The following is a 14,593-nucleotide window of genomic DNA, read 5'->3' as shown; positions in this document are numbered from 1 at the left end:
CTCAAATTCGGCGTCTGGCAGAACAAGTCCGTGCCGGGGCTGGCTGGCGCGGGTATAATTTGCCGGTTTTGATTCGAGCTTCACGCCATGCTGCTGTCTGATTTCGATTACCACCTGCCAGAACACCTGATTGCCCAGCATCCGCCCGCGGTGCGCGGTGCCAGCCGTTTGCTGCATGTTGCCGGCACTAGCCTGAGCGACGGGCAGTTTGCCGATTTTGCCGCCCACGTCAGCGCCGGTGACGTGATGGTATTCAACGATACCCGCGTCATCAAGGCCAGGCTATTTGGCGAAAAAGCCAGCGGCGGCAAGATAGAAGCCCTGGTCGAGCGCGTGCTGGATGCCCATACCGTGCTGGCTCATGTGCGCTCTTCCAAATCGCCCAAGCCCGGCACGCGGCTGATTTTTGCCGAACGCTGGGAAGCGGAAATGGTCGAGCGCGACGACGCGCTGTTCAAGCTGCGCTTTCTGGCCGAAGACAATGTCTTCGACATTCTGGAAGCCTCGGGCAAGCTGCCACTGCCTCCCTATATAGAGAGAAGTGCCGAAGGCGATGACGACGAGCGCTACCAGACCGTCTATGCCCGTGAACAGGGCGCGGTGGCAGCACCCACCGCCGGCCTGCACTTTACCGAAGACATGCTGGCGGCCTTGCAGGCCAAGGGCGTGGAGCTGGCCTATGTCACCCTGCATGTGGGCGCAGGCACCTTCCAGCCGGTGCGGGTGGAAAACATTGCCGATCACAAGATGCACAGCGAAATCTACGATGTGCCGCAACGCACTTACGAGCTGATCCAGGCCGCCCATGCCCGTGGCAACAAGGTACTGGCGGTGGGCACCACCAGCATGCGCGCACTGGAATCCGCCGCACGCAGTGGCGAACTGCTGGCTGGTCGTGGCGAAACCGACATCTTCATCACGCCGGGTTATCGTTTCCGCGTGGTGGACCGTTTGCTGACCAATTTCCACCTGCCCAAATCCACCTTGCTGATGCTGGTGTCGGCCTTTGCCGGCTATGCGGAAATGCGTGCGGCCTACGCCCATGCGGTGCAGCAGGAATACCGCTTCTTCAGCTATGGCGATGCCATGTTGCTGGAGCGCAAGGACGAGCAGGGCTAAGGCCCCATTACACGACGAGGCAGACATGGCAGGAATCAGTCCCAATAGTGCCCAGGTGCAGGAAATCACCCTGCACGCCGTTTCGCGTACGCTGGAAATCAGCTTTGATGATGGTGCGTGCTTCCAGCTGCCGGCCGAATATCTGCGGGTATATTCGCCCTCGGCCGAGGTACGTGGCCACGGTGCCGGTCAGGAAGTGCTGCAGGTGGGCAAGCGCCATGTCGGCATCACCGCGCTGGAGCCGGTGGGCCACTACGCCTTGAAGATCACTTTTGATGATGGCCACGACAGCGGCCTCTACAGCTGGACTTATCTTTACGAGCTGGGTGCGCAGCAACAGGCATACTGGCAGGATTATCTGAATCGCCTCGCCGCCGCAGGCGCGAGCAGGGAGTGAATATGGATCAAGAAACGCATTTTGGCTTCAAGACGGTGGCCGAGAGTGAAAAAGCCGGCAAGGTGGCCGAAGTTTTCCACTCGGTAGCCAAGAAGTACGACGTGATGAACGACCTGATGTCCGGTGGCCTGCATCGCGTGTGGAAGCATTTCACCCTCACCACCTCCGGCGTCAAGCCCGGCGACAAGGTGCTGGACATCGCCGGTGGCACCGGCGACCTGGCGCGTGGCTGGTCCAAGCGCGTGGGCAAGAAGGGCGAAGTGTGGCTGACCGACATCAACAGCTCCATGCTGACCGTGGGCCGTGACCGCCTGCTGGACGAGGGCCTGATCCTGCCGGTATCGCTGGCCGATGCGGAAAAGCTGCCGTTCCCGGACAACTACTTCGATGCGGTGTCGGTGGCCTTTGGCCTGCGCAACATGACGCACAAGGACGCCGCGCTGAAAGAAATGTGCCGCGTGCTCAAGCCGGGCGGCAAGCTGATGGTGCTGGAATTTTCCAAGGTTTGGAAACCGCTGTCGCCCTTCTATGACTTCTACTCCTTCAAGGCGCTGCCGGTGATGGGCAAGATGGTGGCCGGCGATGCCGACAGCTACCAGTATCTGGCCGAATCCATCCGCATGCATCCGGACCAGGAAACCCTGAAAGCCATGATGCAGGAAGCCGGCTTCGGCAAGGTGGACTATCACAATATGACCGGCGGCGTGGTAGCGCTGCACAAGGGCTACAAACTCTGATCCGGCAGCGGAGGCTGCCCGCGGGCAGCGCTCCCCCGCTCGCCAGAGCAAGGCAATGACAAGGAAAGCGCCATGGATGGCATCACCAATCTGTGGGCCTTCATGGCGGCAGGCTTGTTGCTCAACCTGACGCCCGGCCCGGACACCTTTTACATTCTGGGGCGCAGCACGGCCCAGGGCAGTCGTGTCGGCCTGCTGTCGGCCCTGGGCATCGGCCTGGGCAGTGTTGGCCATACCCTGCTGGCGGCCTTTGGCCTGTCGGCGCTGCTGGCCGCCTCGGCCATGGCCTTTCTGGCGGTCAAGCTGCTGGGCGCGGGCTATTTGCTGTACCTGGGTGTGAAGATGCTGCGCCAGCCCGGCAGCAGCGTGGCTGGCGATGCCGCCCGGCTGCAAGCCGCACGGCCCGGCAAGATCCTGCGCGAGGCTTTTTTCACCAATCTGTTCAATCCCAAGGTGGCGCTGTTCTTCCTTGCTTTTCTGCCGCAGTTCGTCAAACCGGGGGCCACTGCCGTGTCCTTTGTGATTCTTGGCCTTACCTTCGTGGCAACCGGCCTGCTGTGGTGTGCGGCGCTGGCCTTGCTGTCGGCGCGGCTGGGTGAGTGGCTGCGGCGCAAGGGTGTGGCGCAGCGGCTGGACCAGCTGTGTGGCGGCCTGTTTATCCTGCTGGGTATCAATCTCTTGTTTGCCCGCTTGAAACCCTGAAGCCGGGCCGCTTGTTTGTGGAGCATTGCTGATGCGTATCCAGATTGCCGTATTCAATCATCTGCTGAACCAGCAGCCTGCCGTGCGGGCCGAGCTGGCGGCCCACGCCGGCCGTCGTGTCGGCATCGTGCTGGCTCCGCTGACGGTGCGCGGGGTGATTACCGATGAAGGCTGGCTGGCCGCCTGCGCCGGCGAGCCGGAGGCCACCATCCGCTTGCAGCATGCCGCCGCGCTGGCGGCGGTGAGCGGTCGCGACCCGGCGCTGAGCGATGTCAGCCTGGAAGGCGACGCCGAGCTGGCCGCGGCCATCGGCCGGCTGATTGCGCGGCTGCGCTGGGATGCCGGCGAAGACCTGTCGCGGGTGATGGGCGATGCGGCGGCCCACCGCTTGCAGCGCGTGGCACGCGCCTCGCTCGGCTTCAAGGGCGAAATTGCCTGGCGCCTGCTGGAAAACTGGGTGGAGCACCTGCGCGAAGAAGCGCCCATGCTGGCCAGCCGTCAGGCGGTGGGCGGCTTTGTGGCCGCCGTGGACAGCCTGCGTGACGATGTGGCGCGTAGCGAAAAAAGACTGGCGCGGCTGGAAGCGGCGCTGGTGAAACCAAAGGAATAAGGGCTAGCCCGGTCATTATGCGGATTTCGCGTTTTTTCAAGATTGTTTCCACGCTGTACCGTTATGGTCTGGATGATTTTTTCGAAGGCCATTCGCGGCTGGGTTTTGTCCATACGCTGCTGAAGCTGTGTCCGCTGCCGCGTGATGTCAGCGCACCGCTGCCCGAGCGTGTCCGGCTGGCGCTGGAAAGCCTGGGGCCGATTTTCGTCAAGTTCGGCCAGGTATTGTCCACCCGGCGCGATCTGCTGCCGCCGGACTATGCCGACGCGCTGGCGCAGTTGCAGGACCGCGTGGCCCCGTTTGACGGCGCACTGGCGCGGCAGGTGATCGAACAGAGCTTTGGCCAGCCGGTGGAAAACCTGTATGTGGATTTTGAGATCACCCCGGTGGCCAGTGCTTCGGTGGCACAGGTGCACAAGGCCTGGCTGAAACAGCCGGATGGCAGCCGTGGCCGCGAAGTGGCGGTCAAGGTATTGCGTCCCGGCATCCAGCCGGTGATCGAGCAGGACCTGGCCTTGATGGCCACGCTGGCCCGCTGGGTGGAGCGCTTCTTCATCGACGGCAAACGGCTGAAGCCGCGCGAGGTGGTGGCCGAGTTCGACAAATACCTGCACGACGAACTGGACATGATGCACGAGGCGGCCAATGCCTCGCAGCTGCGCCGCAACTTTATCGGTTCGGACATGCTGATCGTGCCGGAAGTGTTTTACGACTACACCAACCGTCAGGTACTGACGCTGGAGTGGATGCATGGCACGCCGGTGGGGCAGATCGAGCGCCTGCGCGAGCAGGGTGTGGACTTGAGCAAGCTGTCGCGCTTTGGCGTGGAGATCTTCTTTACCCAGGTGTTCCGTCACGGCTTTTTCCATGCCGACATGCATCCGGGCAATATCTTCGTGGCGGAGGATGGCCGTTATATCGCGCTGGACTTCGGCATCGTCGGCAGCCTCACCGACGAGGACAAGCATTATCTGGCAGTGAATTTCCTGGCCTTCTTCAATCGCGATTACCACCGCGTGGCCACCGCGCATATCGAATCCGGCTGGGTGCCGAAAGAAACCCGCGCCGAGGAGCTGGAGGCGGCGGTACGCACGGTGTGCGAGCCGATTTTCGAAAAGCCCTTGTCGGAGATTTCCTTCGGTCTGGTGCTGCTGCGCCTGTTTGAAACCAGCCGTCGCTTCAATGTGGAAATCCAGCCGCAGTTGGTATTGCTGCAGAAAACCCTGCTCAATATCGAGGGCCTGGGCCGCCAGCTGGACCCCAATCTGGACTTGTGGGTCACCGCCAAGCCCTTCCTTACCAAGTGGATGAACGAGCAGATGGGCTGGCGCGGCATGTTGCGCACGCTCAAGCAGGAGGCTCCGCAATGGGCCACCACCCTGCCCACGCTGCCGCGCAAGCTGAACGAGGCGCTGTCGGCGGCCAAGAGCGATCTGCTGGTGGAAGGCTATATCCAGCTGATGCGTGAGCAGAAACGGCAGAACTTCCTGCTGACGCTGATTGCCATCCTGCTGACGGTCTTGCTGGCCAAGTCCTTGTTGTAAGCGCCACTCAGCAAGCTCCTGCGGCGCTGTTGCCCGCCGTTCCAGCCAAGAAAAAGCACGCCCGTTTTGCCGACGGCGTGCTTTTTTTCTGCGCCGGTCGCCTGGCGCGGCTGATACCGCTCAGCAGGCCAAGGCGGGCTGTCCGCTGCTGACCATGGCCGACAGCTTCAGCGGCGCAGCGGTGCGCGAGCAGATGTCATGCAGGCTGACACCCGGCGCCAGCTCCTGCAGATGCAGGCCGTCGGCCTCCACCCGGATCACCCCCAGGTCGGTGATGATCAGGCTGACCACCCCCACGCCGGTCAGCGGCAGGGTGCAGCGCTCCAGCAGCTTGGCTTCTTCGCTGCCGTCCTTTTTCTTGGCGGTATGTTCCATCAGCACCACCACCTTGCCGACGCCAGCCACCAGGTCCATCGCGCCGCCCATGCCCTTGACCATCTTGCCGGGAATCATCCAGTTCGCCAGATCGCCACGCTGGCTCACCTGCATCGCCCCCAGAATGGCCAGATCGATCTTGCCGCCGCGAATCATGCCGAAGGAGTCGGCCGAGCTGAAAATGGCCGAGCCGGGCAGGGTGGTGATGGTCTGCTTGCCGGCGTTGATCAGGTCCGGGTCTATCTCGTCTGCGGTCGGAAACGGGCCGATGCCCAGCAGGCCGTTTTCCGACTGCAGCCATACCTCCATGCCGGCGGGCACATGATTGGCCACCAGCGTGGGCAGGCCAATGCCCAGATTGACATAAAAGCCGTCCTGCAATTCCTGTGCCGCACGGGCGGCCATTTGTTCTCGGGTCCAGGCCATGCTTATGCCTCCGCCAGACTGGCAGCGCGCACGGTGCGCTGCTCGATGCGTTTTTCGGGATGGAGATTGAGCACCAGTCGCTGCACGAAAATGCCGGGGGTGTGGATGGCGTCCGGGTCCAGCATGCCGTTTTCCACGATCTCTTCTACCTCGGCCACGGTGATGCGTCCGGCCATGGCGACATTGGGATTGAAATTGCGCGCGGTACGGCGGTAAAGCAGATTACCGGCGCGGTCGGCCTTCCAGGCCTTGACCAGCGCCACATCGGCCTGCAACGCCTGCTCCAGGATATGCGGCAGGCCGTTGAATTCGCGCACTTCCTTGCCCTCGGCCACCAGCGTGCCGTAGCCGGTGCGGGTGAAAAAGGCCGGAATGCCGCTGCCGCCGGCGCGCAGTTTTTCCGCCAGCGTGCCTTGCGGGGTGAATTCCAGCTCCAGCTCGCCGCTCAGGTACTGGCGTTCGAATTCCTTGTTCTCTCCCACATAGGAGGCAATCATCTTGCGGATCTGCCGGGTATTGAGCAGCTGGCCCAGGCCAAAGCCGTCCACCCCGGCATTATTGGAAATGGCGGTGAGATTGCGCACGCCGCTGTCGCGCAGCGCGGCGATCAGCGCCTCGGGGATGCCGCACAGGCCAAAGCCGCCCACGGCGATGGTCTGGCCGTCGGCCACAATGTCCGCCAGCGCGCTGGCGGCATCCGGGTAAAGCTTGTTCATTGCATGGTCCTTGCTTTGCTTATTGGGCGGTCCAGCCGCCATCCATGGCCCAGGTGGCGCCGCGTACTTCGTCGGCCGCCGGACTGCACAGAAACACCGCCAGCGCGCCCAGTTGCTGCGGCGTGACAAACTGGCCGGAGGGTTGTTTCTCGGCCAGCAAGTCGCGCTGGGCCTGCTCAGGGCTGATGCCCTGCGCTTTGGCACGGTCGGCTATCTGCTGTGCCACCAGCGGGGTGAGCACCCAGCCCGGACAAATGGCATTGCAGGTGACGGGGCTGTGGGCGGTTTCCAGCGCCACGGTCTTGGTCAGGCCCAGCACGCCGTGCTTGGCGGCTACATAGGCGGATTTGCCGCTGGAGGCCACCAGGCCATGGGTAGAGGCGATATTGATGATGCGGCCCCAGCCGCGCTGGCGCATCAGCGGCAACAGCAGGCGGCTGGTGTGGAACACCGCGCTCAGATTGATGGCCAGCACCTTGTCCCATTGCGCCGGGGGAAAGGTCTCGATGGGCGCCACATGCTGGATGCCGGCATTGTTGACCAGAATGTCCACGCCGCCGGTTTCGTGTGCGGCAAAGGCGCACAATGCGTCGATCTGGGCCGGGTCGGACAAATCTGCCGGGTTATGCCAGGCCCGCACGCCGGTGGTGCGGATGTGGGCCAGTGCCGCTTCAATATCGCCAAAGCCGTTGAGCACGATATTGGCGCCGGCCTCGGCCAGCGCCTGGGCAATGCCCAGACCAATGCCGCTGGTGGAGCCGGTAACCAGCGCGGTTTTTCCTGCCAGTGAAGTCATGATGCTTATCCTGTCAGGCCCCGCCGCAGGGCGGGGCCGCTGTGATGGATGGGTTTACACAAGACCGGTGAGATAGAACACGGTAATCACGAAGAACACCGCCAGCGTCTTGATCAGGGTGACGGCAAAGATGTCGCGGTAAGCCTCGCGGTGGGTGAGGCCGGTGACCGCCAGCAGGGTGATCACTGCGCCGTTATGCGGCAGGGTGTCCATGCCGCCACTGGCCATGGCGACTACCCGGTGCAGCACTTCCAGCGGAATGCCGGCAGCCTGGCAGGCGCTGATGAACTGCTCGCCCATGGCGGCCAGCGCAATGCTCATGCCGCCGGAGGCCGAACCAGTCACGCCGGCCAGCGTGCTGACGGTGACGGCGGCATTGACCAGCGGGTTGGGAATGTTCTGCAAGGCATGCGCAATCACCATAAAGCCGGGCAGGGCGGCAATCACCGCACCAAAGCCGTATTCCGAGGCGGTGTTCATCGCCGCCAGCATGGCCCCGGCAATCGCGCCCTTGCTGCCTTCGGCAAACTTCTCGCGGATGGCGGGCCAGGCGGTCAGCACCACAAAGGCAATGCCCAGCAGCAGGGCGGCTTCCACCGACCAGATGGCGGTGACGGTGGAGATCTGCGTGGTGACCGGCTTGGCCATGCCGGCCAGTTTCAGCTCGTGGCTGGCGCCATACCAGGCCGGAATCCAGCGGGTGAAGGCAAAGTTGCTGATGCCGATCAATAGCAAGGGGGCAATGGCCAGCCAGGGCGAGGGCAGATTGCTGGTGTCGATCTGTTCCGGCTCGTTGCGCAAGTCGGTGCCATAGCCTTCGCCCTTGGCCATCAGGCTGCGGCGGCGCCATTCCAGATAAGTGAGGCCGACGATGGTGATGAACAGCGCGCCCACCACACCCAGCGCCGGCGCGGCCCAGGCCGTGGTCTTGAAGAATGTCGTGGGGATGATGTTCTGGATCTGCGGGGTACCCGGTAGCGCATCCATGGTGAAGGAAAAGGCGCCCAGCGCCACGGTGCCGGGAATCAGCCGCTTGGGAATATTGCTCTGGCGGAACATCTCGGCGGCAAAGGGATAGACGGCGAACACCACCACAAACAGCGAAACCCCGCCATAAGTCAGCAGCGCGCACACGGCGACGATGACGGCGATGGCGCGTTTCTCGCCGATAAAGCGGATGACGGCGGCGACAATGGATTTGGAAAAGCCGGACAGCTCCACCAGCTTGCCAAACACCGAACCGAGCAGGAATACCGGAAAGTACAGTTTGACGAAGCCCACCATCTTGTCCATGAACAGCCCGCTGAAGGCAGGCGCCACGGCCGAGGGGTCGGTCAGCAGCACGGCACCCAGTGCCGCCAGCGGGGCCATCAGGATGACGCTATAGCCGCGGTAGGCGGCCAGCATCAGGAAGAACAGTGCCAGCAAAACCACGATAAAACTCATGGTGCATCTCCTCTATTGTTGTGCGGCCCACTGCGGGGCCCTTGTGTGGACCTGACGCATGGCCAGGTCCCTGAACGGGATAACAGCAGGAAGCGTGCCTGAATTGATGACTGAATAAAATCAATCACTTGCTGTGATTTGTGCTGGCGGTGAGGGCTTGCTGTCTCTGTTTGGAGACGCTATGGCGCTGGCGGCCCCTATCCGGGCCGCTGTTGGCGGGGTGTGCGCTGGCTGTCTCGTCCGGTGGACGCCGTCTCTGTTTGGAGACGAGCCCGGACGACCCCTCAGGGGGAGGTGCGGATGCCCAGCGCCGCCAGCTTCTTGTACAGGGTGGCGCGGCCCATGCCCAGCTGGCGGGCGGCTGTCGGCACATGGCCGGCGGCGCTGGCCAGTGCCTGCCGCAGCAATTGCGCCTCGAAACGCGCCATGTGCTGCTGATAGTCGCCGCCATCCTGCTGCCCGGCAGGCAAGGGGCCGAGCAGGCTGCTGATGTCGGCTTCGTCCAGCATGTCGCCCTGGCTGAGCATGCTGGCCCGCTCCAGAATATTGCGCAGCTCGCGCACATTGCCCGGCCAGTGGTAGGCGGCCAGCCGCTGCAGGGCCGCCGCGGTCAGCTGGCAGCGCCCCATGTGGCCGCGCTGTGCCAGTTGCAGCAGCAGCGATTCGCACAGCACGGGCAAATCCTGCAGATGGGCGCGCAGCGGCGGCAGCTGGATGGTCAGTACATTCAGCCGGTAGTAGAGATCGGCGCGGAAGCTGCCGGCGCTGACTTTTTCTTCCAGCCGGGCCGAGGTGGCGGCAATGATGCGGATATCCGCGCGCAGCACGCGGTTGGAGCCCAGCTGTTCGAACTCCTTGTCCTGCAATACCCGCAGCAGCTTGGCCTGCAGTGCGGCCGGCATGTCGCCGATTTCATCCAGAAACAGCGTGCCGCCATCGGCCAGTTGCAGCTTGCCGCTGCGACCTTTCTTGTCCGCCCCGGTATAGGCGCCGGCGCTGGCACCAAACAACTCGGCTTCCAGCAGGGTGTCGGGAATGGCCGCCATGTTCAGGCTGACCAGCGGCTTGCCTGCCCGTGGCGAGGCAGCGTGAATGGCGTGAGCCAGCACTTCCTTGCCGGTGCCGGTTTCGCCCAGCAACAACACTGCCCCTTCCAGCGGTGCCGCCAGCCGCGCCTGGCGCTTGACCTCGCTGATCAGCGGGCTGTCGCCGACAAAATGTTCAAAGCTGTATTTGGCACGGCGTGCCTGCGCCAGCGATTCGCGGGTGGCGGCCAGTTCCTCGGCCAGCCGGGTGAATTTGGCCACCAGCGGCGCCAGTGACTGGATCTGGTCGAACAGGGCAAAGCCGACCGCGCCCACCGTACGGCCGCTTGCATCCTTCAGCGGCAGGCGGGTGACCACCAGCTGGTCGTCGCCGGTGGGCATGATGTCCAGCAGCATGGGTTCGCCGGTGCGCAGCACCTCGCGCATCTGGCTATTGGGAATGACGTTTTCCACTGGCTGGCCCAGTGCGCTTTGCGGGTCGGCAAAGCCGAAGCGCCCGGCATAGCGGGCATTGATCCAGATGATGCGCGCCTGCTCGTCCACGATTACCGTGCCCTGGTAGAGATCGTCCATATGCTGGAACAGCGACTGCATCGCCCATTGCCGGACGTGATCATAATCTGCCAGTTCGGAAGCGGAGTGGGGCACGGTCTGTCCTTGGCCAAGGTGGATGCGGCAGATTACCACGCAGGCCGGGCGCATCGCCAAGCTGCTTGGTCGGCTTGCAATATTATATAAAAATATATAATATAAATCATGCAAAACAGCTGAGGAGCTTTCCATGAGTCATGATTACACCGCACTGGCCCGCGATCTGGGCAGCAAGCTGGCCGACTTCCGCCGCGAAATACCTGAAACCATGAAGGGCTTCGGCCAGATGAGCCGCGCCGCCCATGCCGATGGCGCGCTGTCCAACAAGACCAAGGAGCTGATCGCGCTGGCCATCGGCATCGCCAGCCGTTGCCAGGGCTGTCTGGCCTTCCATAGCAAGGCGCTGGTGGAGCTGGGTTGCAGCCGCGCCGAGTTCATGGAAATGCTGCAAGTGGCGGTGTACATGGGCGGCGGACCGTCGCTGATGACGGCGGCAGAGGCGCTGCAGGCTTTTGAAGAGTTTGGTGGCGAAGCGGCCGCTCATGCCTGATGGCTGACTGGTGTGCGGCATGCCAAGGGTGTTGTCGTCTGGAACTGGCCCCGCTTGCGGGGCCTTTTCATGTGTTCTGCTGAATAAGCCAGCCGGTAGTGCCCGGCCAGATGGCCGGTAGGTGCCCGCAGTCATGGCAAATATGCTACAGCGCGATCTGCATGGATGGCAGATCGCATCTTGCCCATGACATCGCGCATGGCTTTCAATTTCTACCGCAGGAAAATACATGACGAGCCAACACTCTGCTTTACCCACCATTGTCATCGTTGGCGGCGGTGCCGGCGGCCTGGAGCTTGCCACCCGTCTGGGGCGCACCCTGGGAAAACGGCAGGCAGCACGCATCATGCTGATCGACAGCGCGCCAGCGCATATCTGGAAACCCCTGCTGCACGAAGTGGTCAGTGGCGCACTCAATACCGGCATGGACGAGGTCAATTATTTTGCGCATGGCTACCGCAATGGCTATGTCTTTGAATATGGCCGCATGCAGGCACTGGATCAGCAGCGGCGCTGCGTGCAGCTGGCCGCCGTGCTGGACGAAGCGGGCAAGCTGCTCAGCGCTGAGCGCGAAGTCCACTACGACTATCTGGTATTGGCTGTGGGCGCCGAAACCAATGATTTTGGCACTCCAGGGGTCGCGCAATACGCCATGCAGCTGAATAACGCAGCCGATGCCAAGCAGCTGCGCCAGCGCGTGCTGGAGCTGGCATTCCGCTGTGCCAATGCCGCTGACGCTGACAGCACACTGCAGATTGCCATTATTGGCGGTGGCGCCACGGGGGTTGAGCTGGCGGCAGAGCTGCATCGCGCCCTGTTCGAGCTGCATTTGTATGGCGCCAATCTGCAGCCGGAGCGGGTGAAAATCTATGTCATCGAGGGTGCCGAGCGTTTGTTGCAAGCCGGCACACCGGCATTGTCGGCCTATGCCGAGCAGCAACTGAGCGCCAGCCATATCACGGTGATGACCAGCAGCCGCGTGGCCCAAGTGCAGTCAGACAGGGTGGTGCTGCAAGGTGGCAAGGAAATCGCCGCCGACCTCATCGTCTGGGCCGCCGGGGTCAAGGCGCCAGACTGGCTGGCCGGGCTGGATGGCTTGCGCACCACACGCAGCAAGCAACTGATGGTGGATGAGTATTTGCGCTGCCAGGGTAGTCAGCATATTTACGCCATCGGAGATTGTGCTGCCGCACCAGACAGCCATGGCAGCCATCCCTTGCCCGCCACTGCCCAGGTGGCGCATCAGCAAGCGCGCTGGCTGGCGCAAACCCTGCAATTGCAACTGCAAGGCGGCCAGGGACCGGCCTTTGTTTTCCATCCCAAGGGAATGCTGGTGTCGCTGGGCCAGCAGGGTGCGGTGGGTAATCTGCTGGCCGGGTCCAAGCGCCAATATCTTGTCGAAGGGCGTGGTGCCAGGCTGATCTACAACGGTCTGTACCGTCAGCATCAGGCGGTGCTGTATGGCTGGCGTCTGGCCGGTTTGCTGTATCTGGGTGACAAGCTGCGGCAAAGCGCGCAGCCAGCGCTCAAGCTGCATTAAATCCGCCTCGCGGCCGTGCTGCCCGTGCCGGTTCAGATCGCCAGAATGGCGGCCACCACGCGTCGGTCTTCTGCCATCAGGATATTGAAGGTGCGGCAGGCGGCCTGGGTATCCATCACATCCACGCCGATGCCGGCATTGACCAGTGCGGCCATCAGGCGCGGATGGAAAAAGCGCAGGCTGGCGCCGGAGCCGAACAGCACCACCTCGGGCTGCAAATCCAGCAGCATGTTGAAATGTGACTCTGCCAGGCTGGAGAAGTCATCCACACCCCAGGGCTGTACGCTGTCCGGCGTCACGATCAGATTCCCCTCGTGACGTTCGGCATTGATCAGCACATGGCCTTCGCCATAACCGGTAAACAGGTTTTTGCCCTGTCCCAGGGCCTGATGCATTTTCATGGGCTCGCTTTCCTGCAAGGGTATTGATGGTGCTGACGCCGGCGCTGGTGGCGCGCTGGCGCATGCGCGCACTCCGTAATGCAGTGCAGCACGGTTTGGGATAGGATTATACCCTGACCTGCCGTTGCCGGACGGTGTCGCCAATGGCCGGGACAGACAAGGGACTCCAATGAAAGACAACAAACCGCGCCGCCGCAAGACCGCCGCAGGGTCCGGGGCGCGGCCCGTGACGGAAAAACAGGCCACCATGCAGCCAGTACACAAATCGCAGAAGCTCGCCAATGTTTGCTACGACATCCGTGGCCCGGTGCTTGAGCATGCCAAGAAGATGGAAGACGAAGGCCATCGCATCATCAAGCTGAATATCGGCAATCCTGCGCCATTCGGTTTTTTTGCCCCGGATGAAATCATCGAAGACGTCATCGTCAACCTGCCGTCCGCTTCTGGCTATTCCGATTCCAAGGGCCTGTTTGCCGCGCGCAAATCCATCATGCATTACGCCCAGGAAAAGCACCTGCCCAATGTCAGCATGGACGACATCATCATCGGCAACGGCGTGTCCGAGCTGATCGTGATGGCCATGCAGGCACTGCTGGACAATGGCGACGAAGTGCTGGTGCCGGCACCGGACTATCCGCTGTGGACGGCCGCCGTCAGCCTGGCCGGTGGCAAGGCGCTGCATTATGTCTGCGACGAAGAGCAGGGCTGGTTCCCCGATATCGACGACATCCGTGCCAAGATCACTCCCAATACCCGCGCCATCGTGGTGATCAACCCCAACAATCCCACCGGTGCCGTGTATCCGCCGGCGCTGTTGCAGCAGATTGTCGAGCTGGCGCGCCAGCACCAGCTGATCATCTACGCCGACGAAATCTACGACAAGGTGCTGTACGACGAAGTCAGGCACACCTCCATCGCCGCGCTGGCGCCGGACCTGCTGGTGGTCACCTTCAACGGCCTGTCCAAGAACTACCGCGCCTGTGGCTATCGCGCCGGCTGGATGATTCTGTGTGGCGAGAAAAAACACGCGCGCGACTATATCGAGGGGCTCAACATGCTGGCCTCGATGCGGCTGTGTGCCAATGTGCCGGCGCAGTTTGCCATCCAGACCGCCTTGGGCGGCTACCAGAGCATCGACGACCTGGTGGCACCCAGCGGCCGGCTGGCCCGCCAGCGCGATCTGGCGCACAAGCTGCTCACCGACATTCCGGGGGTGACTTGCGTCAAGCCGCAAGGCGCCTTGTACCTGTTCCCCCGACTTGATCCGAAAATCTACCCCATCAGTGACGACCAGCAGTTCATCCTTGAACTGCTGCAGGAAGAAAAAGTGTTGCTGGTGCAGGGCAGCGGGTTTAACTGGATTGCGCCGGATCACTTCCGCGTGGTATTCCTTCCTAACTCGGATGACCTGATCGAAGCAATAGGCCGCATTGCCCGTTTCCTGGCGCGTTACCGCCAGCGTCACGGCACCGCCTGATGCATCACGTGGCCGACGGAGAGTACATTCGTCGGCCACGTCATCTGCCTGAAGACCTCCTGGCAAGCCGGCCACAGCCGTTTTGCCAAGAGGCCGTCGGCCCGGGACAAAACACTAGAG

Annotated in this window: 15 protein-coding genes; 9 read left to right on the top strand and 6 right to left on the bottom strand. The window is 62.6% G+C overall.

Annotation, left to right across the window (positions count from 1 at the left end):
• Positions 1-87 precede the first annotated feature (87 nt).
• The 6 genes from queA (at position 88) to ubiB (ending at position 5,109) form a co-directional block, all read left to right on the top strand.
• The gene (queA, locus tag DFR38_RS10480) at positions 88-1,119 is read left to right on the top strand and encodes a tRNA preQ1(34) S-adenosylmethionine ribosyltransferase-isomerase QueA (RefSeq protein ID WP_059287046.1); all 1,032 of its coding nucleotides are present in this window, start codon (positions 88-90) and stop codon (positions 1,117-1,119) included.
• Between the two features lie 25 nt (positions 1,120-1,144).
• Positions 1,145-1,516 (top strand): gamma-butyrobetaine hydroxylase family protein, encoded by a 372-nt coding sequence (locus tag DFR38_RS10475; RefSeq protein WP_059287047.1) that lies wholly within the window; start codon positions 1,145-1,147, stop codon positions 1,514-1,516.
• A gap of 2 nt (positions 1,517-1,518) precedes the next feature.
• On the top strand, positions 1,519-2,253 hold the full coding sequence (gene ubiE, locus DFR38_RS10470) for a bifunctional demethylmenaquinone methyltransferase/2-methoxy-6-polyprenyl-1,4-benzoquinol methylase UbiE (RefSeq protein ID WP_059287048.1): 735 nt from the start codon (positions 1,519-1,521) through the stop codon (positions 2,251-2,253).
• A gap of 72 nt (positions 2,254-2,325) precedes the next feature.
• Complete coding sequence (locus DFR38_RS10465) at positions 2,326-2,955, top strand: LysE family translocator (protein ID WP_110313367.1); 630 nt, start codon at positions 2,326-2,328, stop codon at positions 2,953-2,955.
• Between the two features lie 31 nt (positions 2,956-2,986).
• Positions 2,987-3,565, top strand: a complete 579-nt coding sequence (locus DFR38_RS10460; protein ID WP_110313385.1) for a ubiquinone biosynthesis accessory factor UbiJ — start codon at positions 2,987-2,989, stop codon at positions 3,563-3,565.
• 17 nt (positions 3,566-3,582) lie between these two features.
• On the top strand, positions 3,583-5,109 hold the full coding sequence (gene ubiB / locus DFR38_RS10455; protein WP_059285356.1) for a ubiquinone biosynthesis regulatory protein kinase UbiB: 1,527 nt from the start codon (positions 3,583-3,585) through the stop codon (positions 5,107-5,109).
• A 120-nt stretch (positions 5,110-5,229) separates the two neighbouring features.
• Here ubiB and DFR38_RS10450 read toward each other — a convergent pair whose 3' ends face one another.
• From DFR38_RS10450 to DFR38_RS10430, 5 genes are all read right to left on the bottom strand, one after another.
• The gene (locus DFR38_RS10450; RefSeq protein WP_059285355.1) at positions 5,230-5,910 is read right to left on the bottom strand and encodes a CoA transferase subunit B; all 681 of its coding nucleotides are present in this window, start codon (positions 5,908-5,910) and stop codon (positions 5,230-5,232) included.
• A 2-nt stretch (positions 5,911-5,912) separates the two neighbouring features.
• On the bottom strand, positions 5,913-6,626 hold the full coding sequence (locus DFR38_RS10445; protein WP_059285354.1) for a CoA transferase subunit A: 714 nt from the start codon (positions 6,624-6,626) through the stop codon (positions 5,913-5,915).
• A 19-nt stretch (positions 6,627-6,645) separates the two neighbouring features.
• A complete protein-coding gene (locus tag DFR38_RS10440) occupies positions 6,646-7,422 on the bottom strand; it encodes a 3-hydroxybutyrate dehydrogenase (RefSeq protein ID WP_059285353.1) in 777 nt (258 codons plus the stop codon).
• Between the two features lie 54 nt (positions 7,423-7,476).
• Positions 7,477-8,868 (bottom strand): GntP family permease, encoded by a 1,392-nt coding sequence (locus tag DFR38_RS10435; RefSeq protein WP_059285352.1) that lies wholly within the window; start codon positions 8,866-8,868, stop codon positions 7,477-7,479.
• 284 nt (positions 8,869-9,152) lie between these two features.
• Positions 9,153-10,562 carry a sigma-54 interaction domain-containing protein gene (locus DFR38_RS10430; RefSeq protein WP_280523846.1) on the bottom strand — a complete coding sequence of 470 codons (1,410 nt, stop codon included), beginning with the start codon at positions 10,560-10,562 and terminating at the stop codon, positions 9,153-9,155.
• A 133-nt stretch (positions 10,563-10,695) separates the two neighbouring features.
• Here DFR38_RS10430 and DFR38_RS10425 point away from each other — a divergent pair, with 133 nt between their 5' ends.
• Together DFR38_RS10425 and DFR38_RS10420 are read left to right on the top strand one after the other, a co-directional pair.
• Positions 10,696-11,055, top strand: coding sequence for a carboxymuconolactone decarboxylase family protein (locus tag DFR38_RS10425; RefSeq protein ID WP_059285351.1), 360 nt, complete (start codon positions 10,696-10,698; stop codon positions 11,053-11,055).
• Between the two features lie 229 nt (positions 11,056-11,284).
• Positions 11,285-12,595 (top strand): NAD(P)/FAD-dependent oxidoreductase, encoded by a 1,311-nt coding sequence (locus tag DFR38_RS10420; protein WP_059285350.1) that lies wholly within the window; start codon positions 11,285-11,287, stop codon positions 12,593-12,595.
• A gap of 32 nt (positions 12,596-12,627) precedes the next feature.
• Here DFR38_RS10420 and DFR38_RS10415 read toward each other — a convergent pair whose 3' ends face one another.
• A complete protein-coding gene (locus DFR38_RS10415) occupies positions 12,628-12,996 on the bottom strand; it encodes an Mth938-like domain-containing protein (RefSeq protein ID WP_059285365.1) in 369 nt (122 codons plus the stop codon).
• Positions 12,997-13,243: 247 nt separating this feature from the next.
• On the opposite strand from DFR38_RS10415, the gene DFR38_RS10410 reads away from it, so the two are divergent.
• The gene (locus DFR38_RS10410) at positions 13,244-14,473 is read left to right on the top strand and encodes a pyridoxal phosphate-dependent aminotransferase (RefSeq protein ID WP_059285366.1); all 1,230 of its coding nucleotides are present in this window, start codon (positions 13,244-13,246) and stop codon (positions 14,471-14,473) included.
• Positions 14,474-14,593 lie beyond the last annotated feature (120 nt).

Source organism: Aquitalea magnusonii (assembly GCF_003202035.1).
GTDB lineage: Bacteria > Pseudomonadota > Gammaproteobacteria > Burkholderiales > Chromobacteriaceae > Aquitalea > Aquitalea magnusonii.
The sequence above is the reverse complement of the archived record's forward strand: the minus strand, read 5'-3'. Positions and strand labels throughout refer to the sequence as shown.

Bases quoted from the DNA above. Each gene is read 5' to 3' on its own strand.
- queA (WP_059287046.1), top strand. From the start codon at position 88: ATGCTGCTGTCTGATTTCGATTACCACCTGCCAGAACACCTGATTGCC.
- DFR38_RS10475 (WP_059287047.1), top strand. From the start codon at position 1,145: ATGGCAGGAATCAGTCCCAATAGTGCCCAGGTGCAGGAAATCACCCTG.
- ubiE (WP_059287048.1), top strand. From the start codon at position 1,519: ATGGATCAAGAAACGCATTTTGGCTTCAAGACGGTGGCCGAGAGTGAA.
- DFR38_RS10465 (WP_110313367.1), top strand. From the start codon at position 2,326: ATGGATGGCATCACCAATCTGTGGGCCTTCATGGCGGCAGGCTTGTTG.
- DFR38_RS10460 (WP_110313385.1), top strand. From the start codon at position 2,987: ATGCGTATCCAGATTGCCGTATTCAATCATCTGCTGAACCAGCAGCCT.
- ubiB (WP_059285356.1), top strand. From the start codon at position 3,583: ATGCGGATTTCGCGTTTTTTCAAGATTGTTTCCACGCTGTACCGTTAT.
- DFR38_RS10450 (WP_059285355.1), bottom strand. From the start codon at position 5,910: ATGGCCTGGACCCGAGAACAAATGGCCGCCCGTGCGGCACAGGAATTG.
- DFR38_RS10445 (WP_059285354.1), bottom strand. From the start codon at position 6,626: ATGAACAAGCTTTACCCGGATGCCGCCAGCGCGCTGGCGGACATTGTG.
- DFR38_RS10440 (WP_059285353.1), bottom strand. From the start codon at position 7,422: ATGACTTCACTGGCAGGAAAAACCGCGCTGGTTACCGGCTCCACCAGC.
- DFR38_RS10435 (WP_059285352.1), bottom strand. From the start codon at position 8,868: ATGAGTTTTATCGTGGTTTTGCTGGCACTGTTCTTCCTGATGCTGGCC.
- DFR38_RS10425 (WP_059285351.1), top strand. From the start codon at position 10,696: ATGAGTCATGATTACACCGCACTGGCCCGCGATCTGGGCAGCAAGCTG.
- DFR38_RS10420 (WP_059285350.1), top strand. From the start codon at position 11,285: ATGACGAGCCAACACTCTGCTTTACCCACCATTGTCATCGTTGGCGGC.
- DFR38_RS10415 (WP_059285365.1), bottom strand. From the start codon at position 12,996: ATGAAAATGCATCAGGCCCTGGGACAGGGCAAAAACCTGTTTACCGGT.
- DFR38_RS10410 (WP_059285366.1), top strand. From the start codon at position 13,244: ATGCAGCCAGTACACAAATCGCAGAAGCTCGCCAATGTTTGCTACGAC.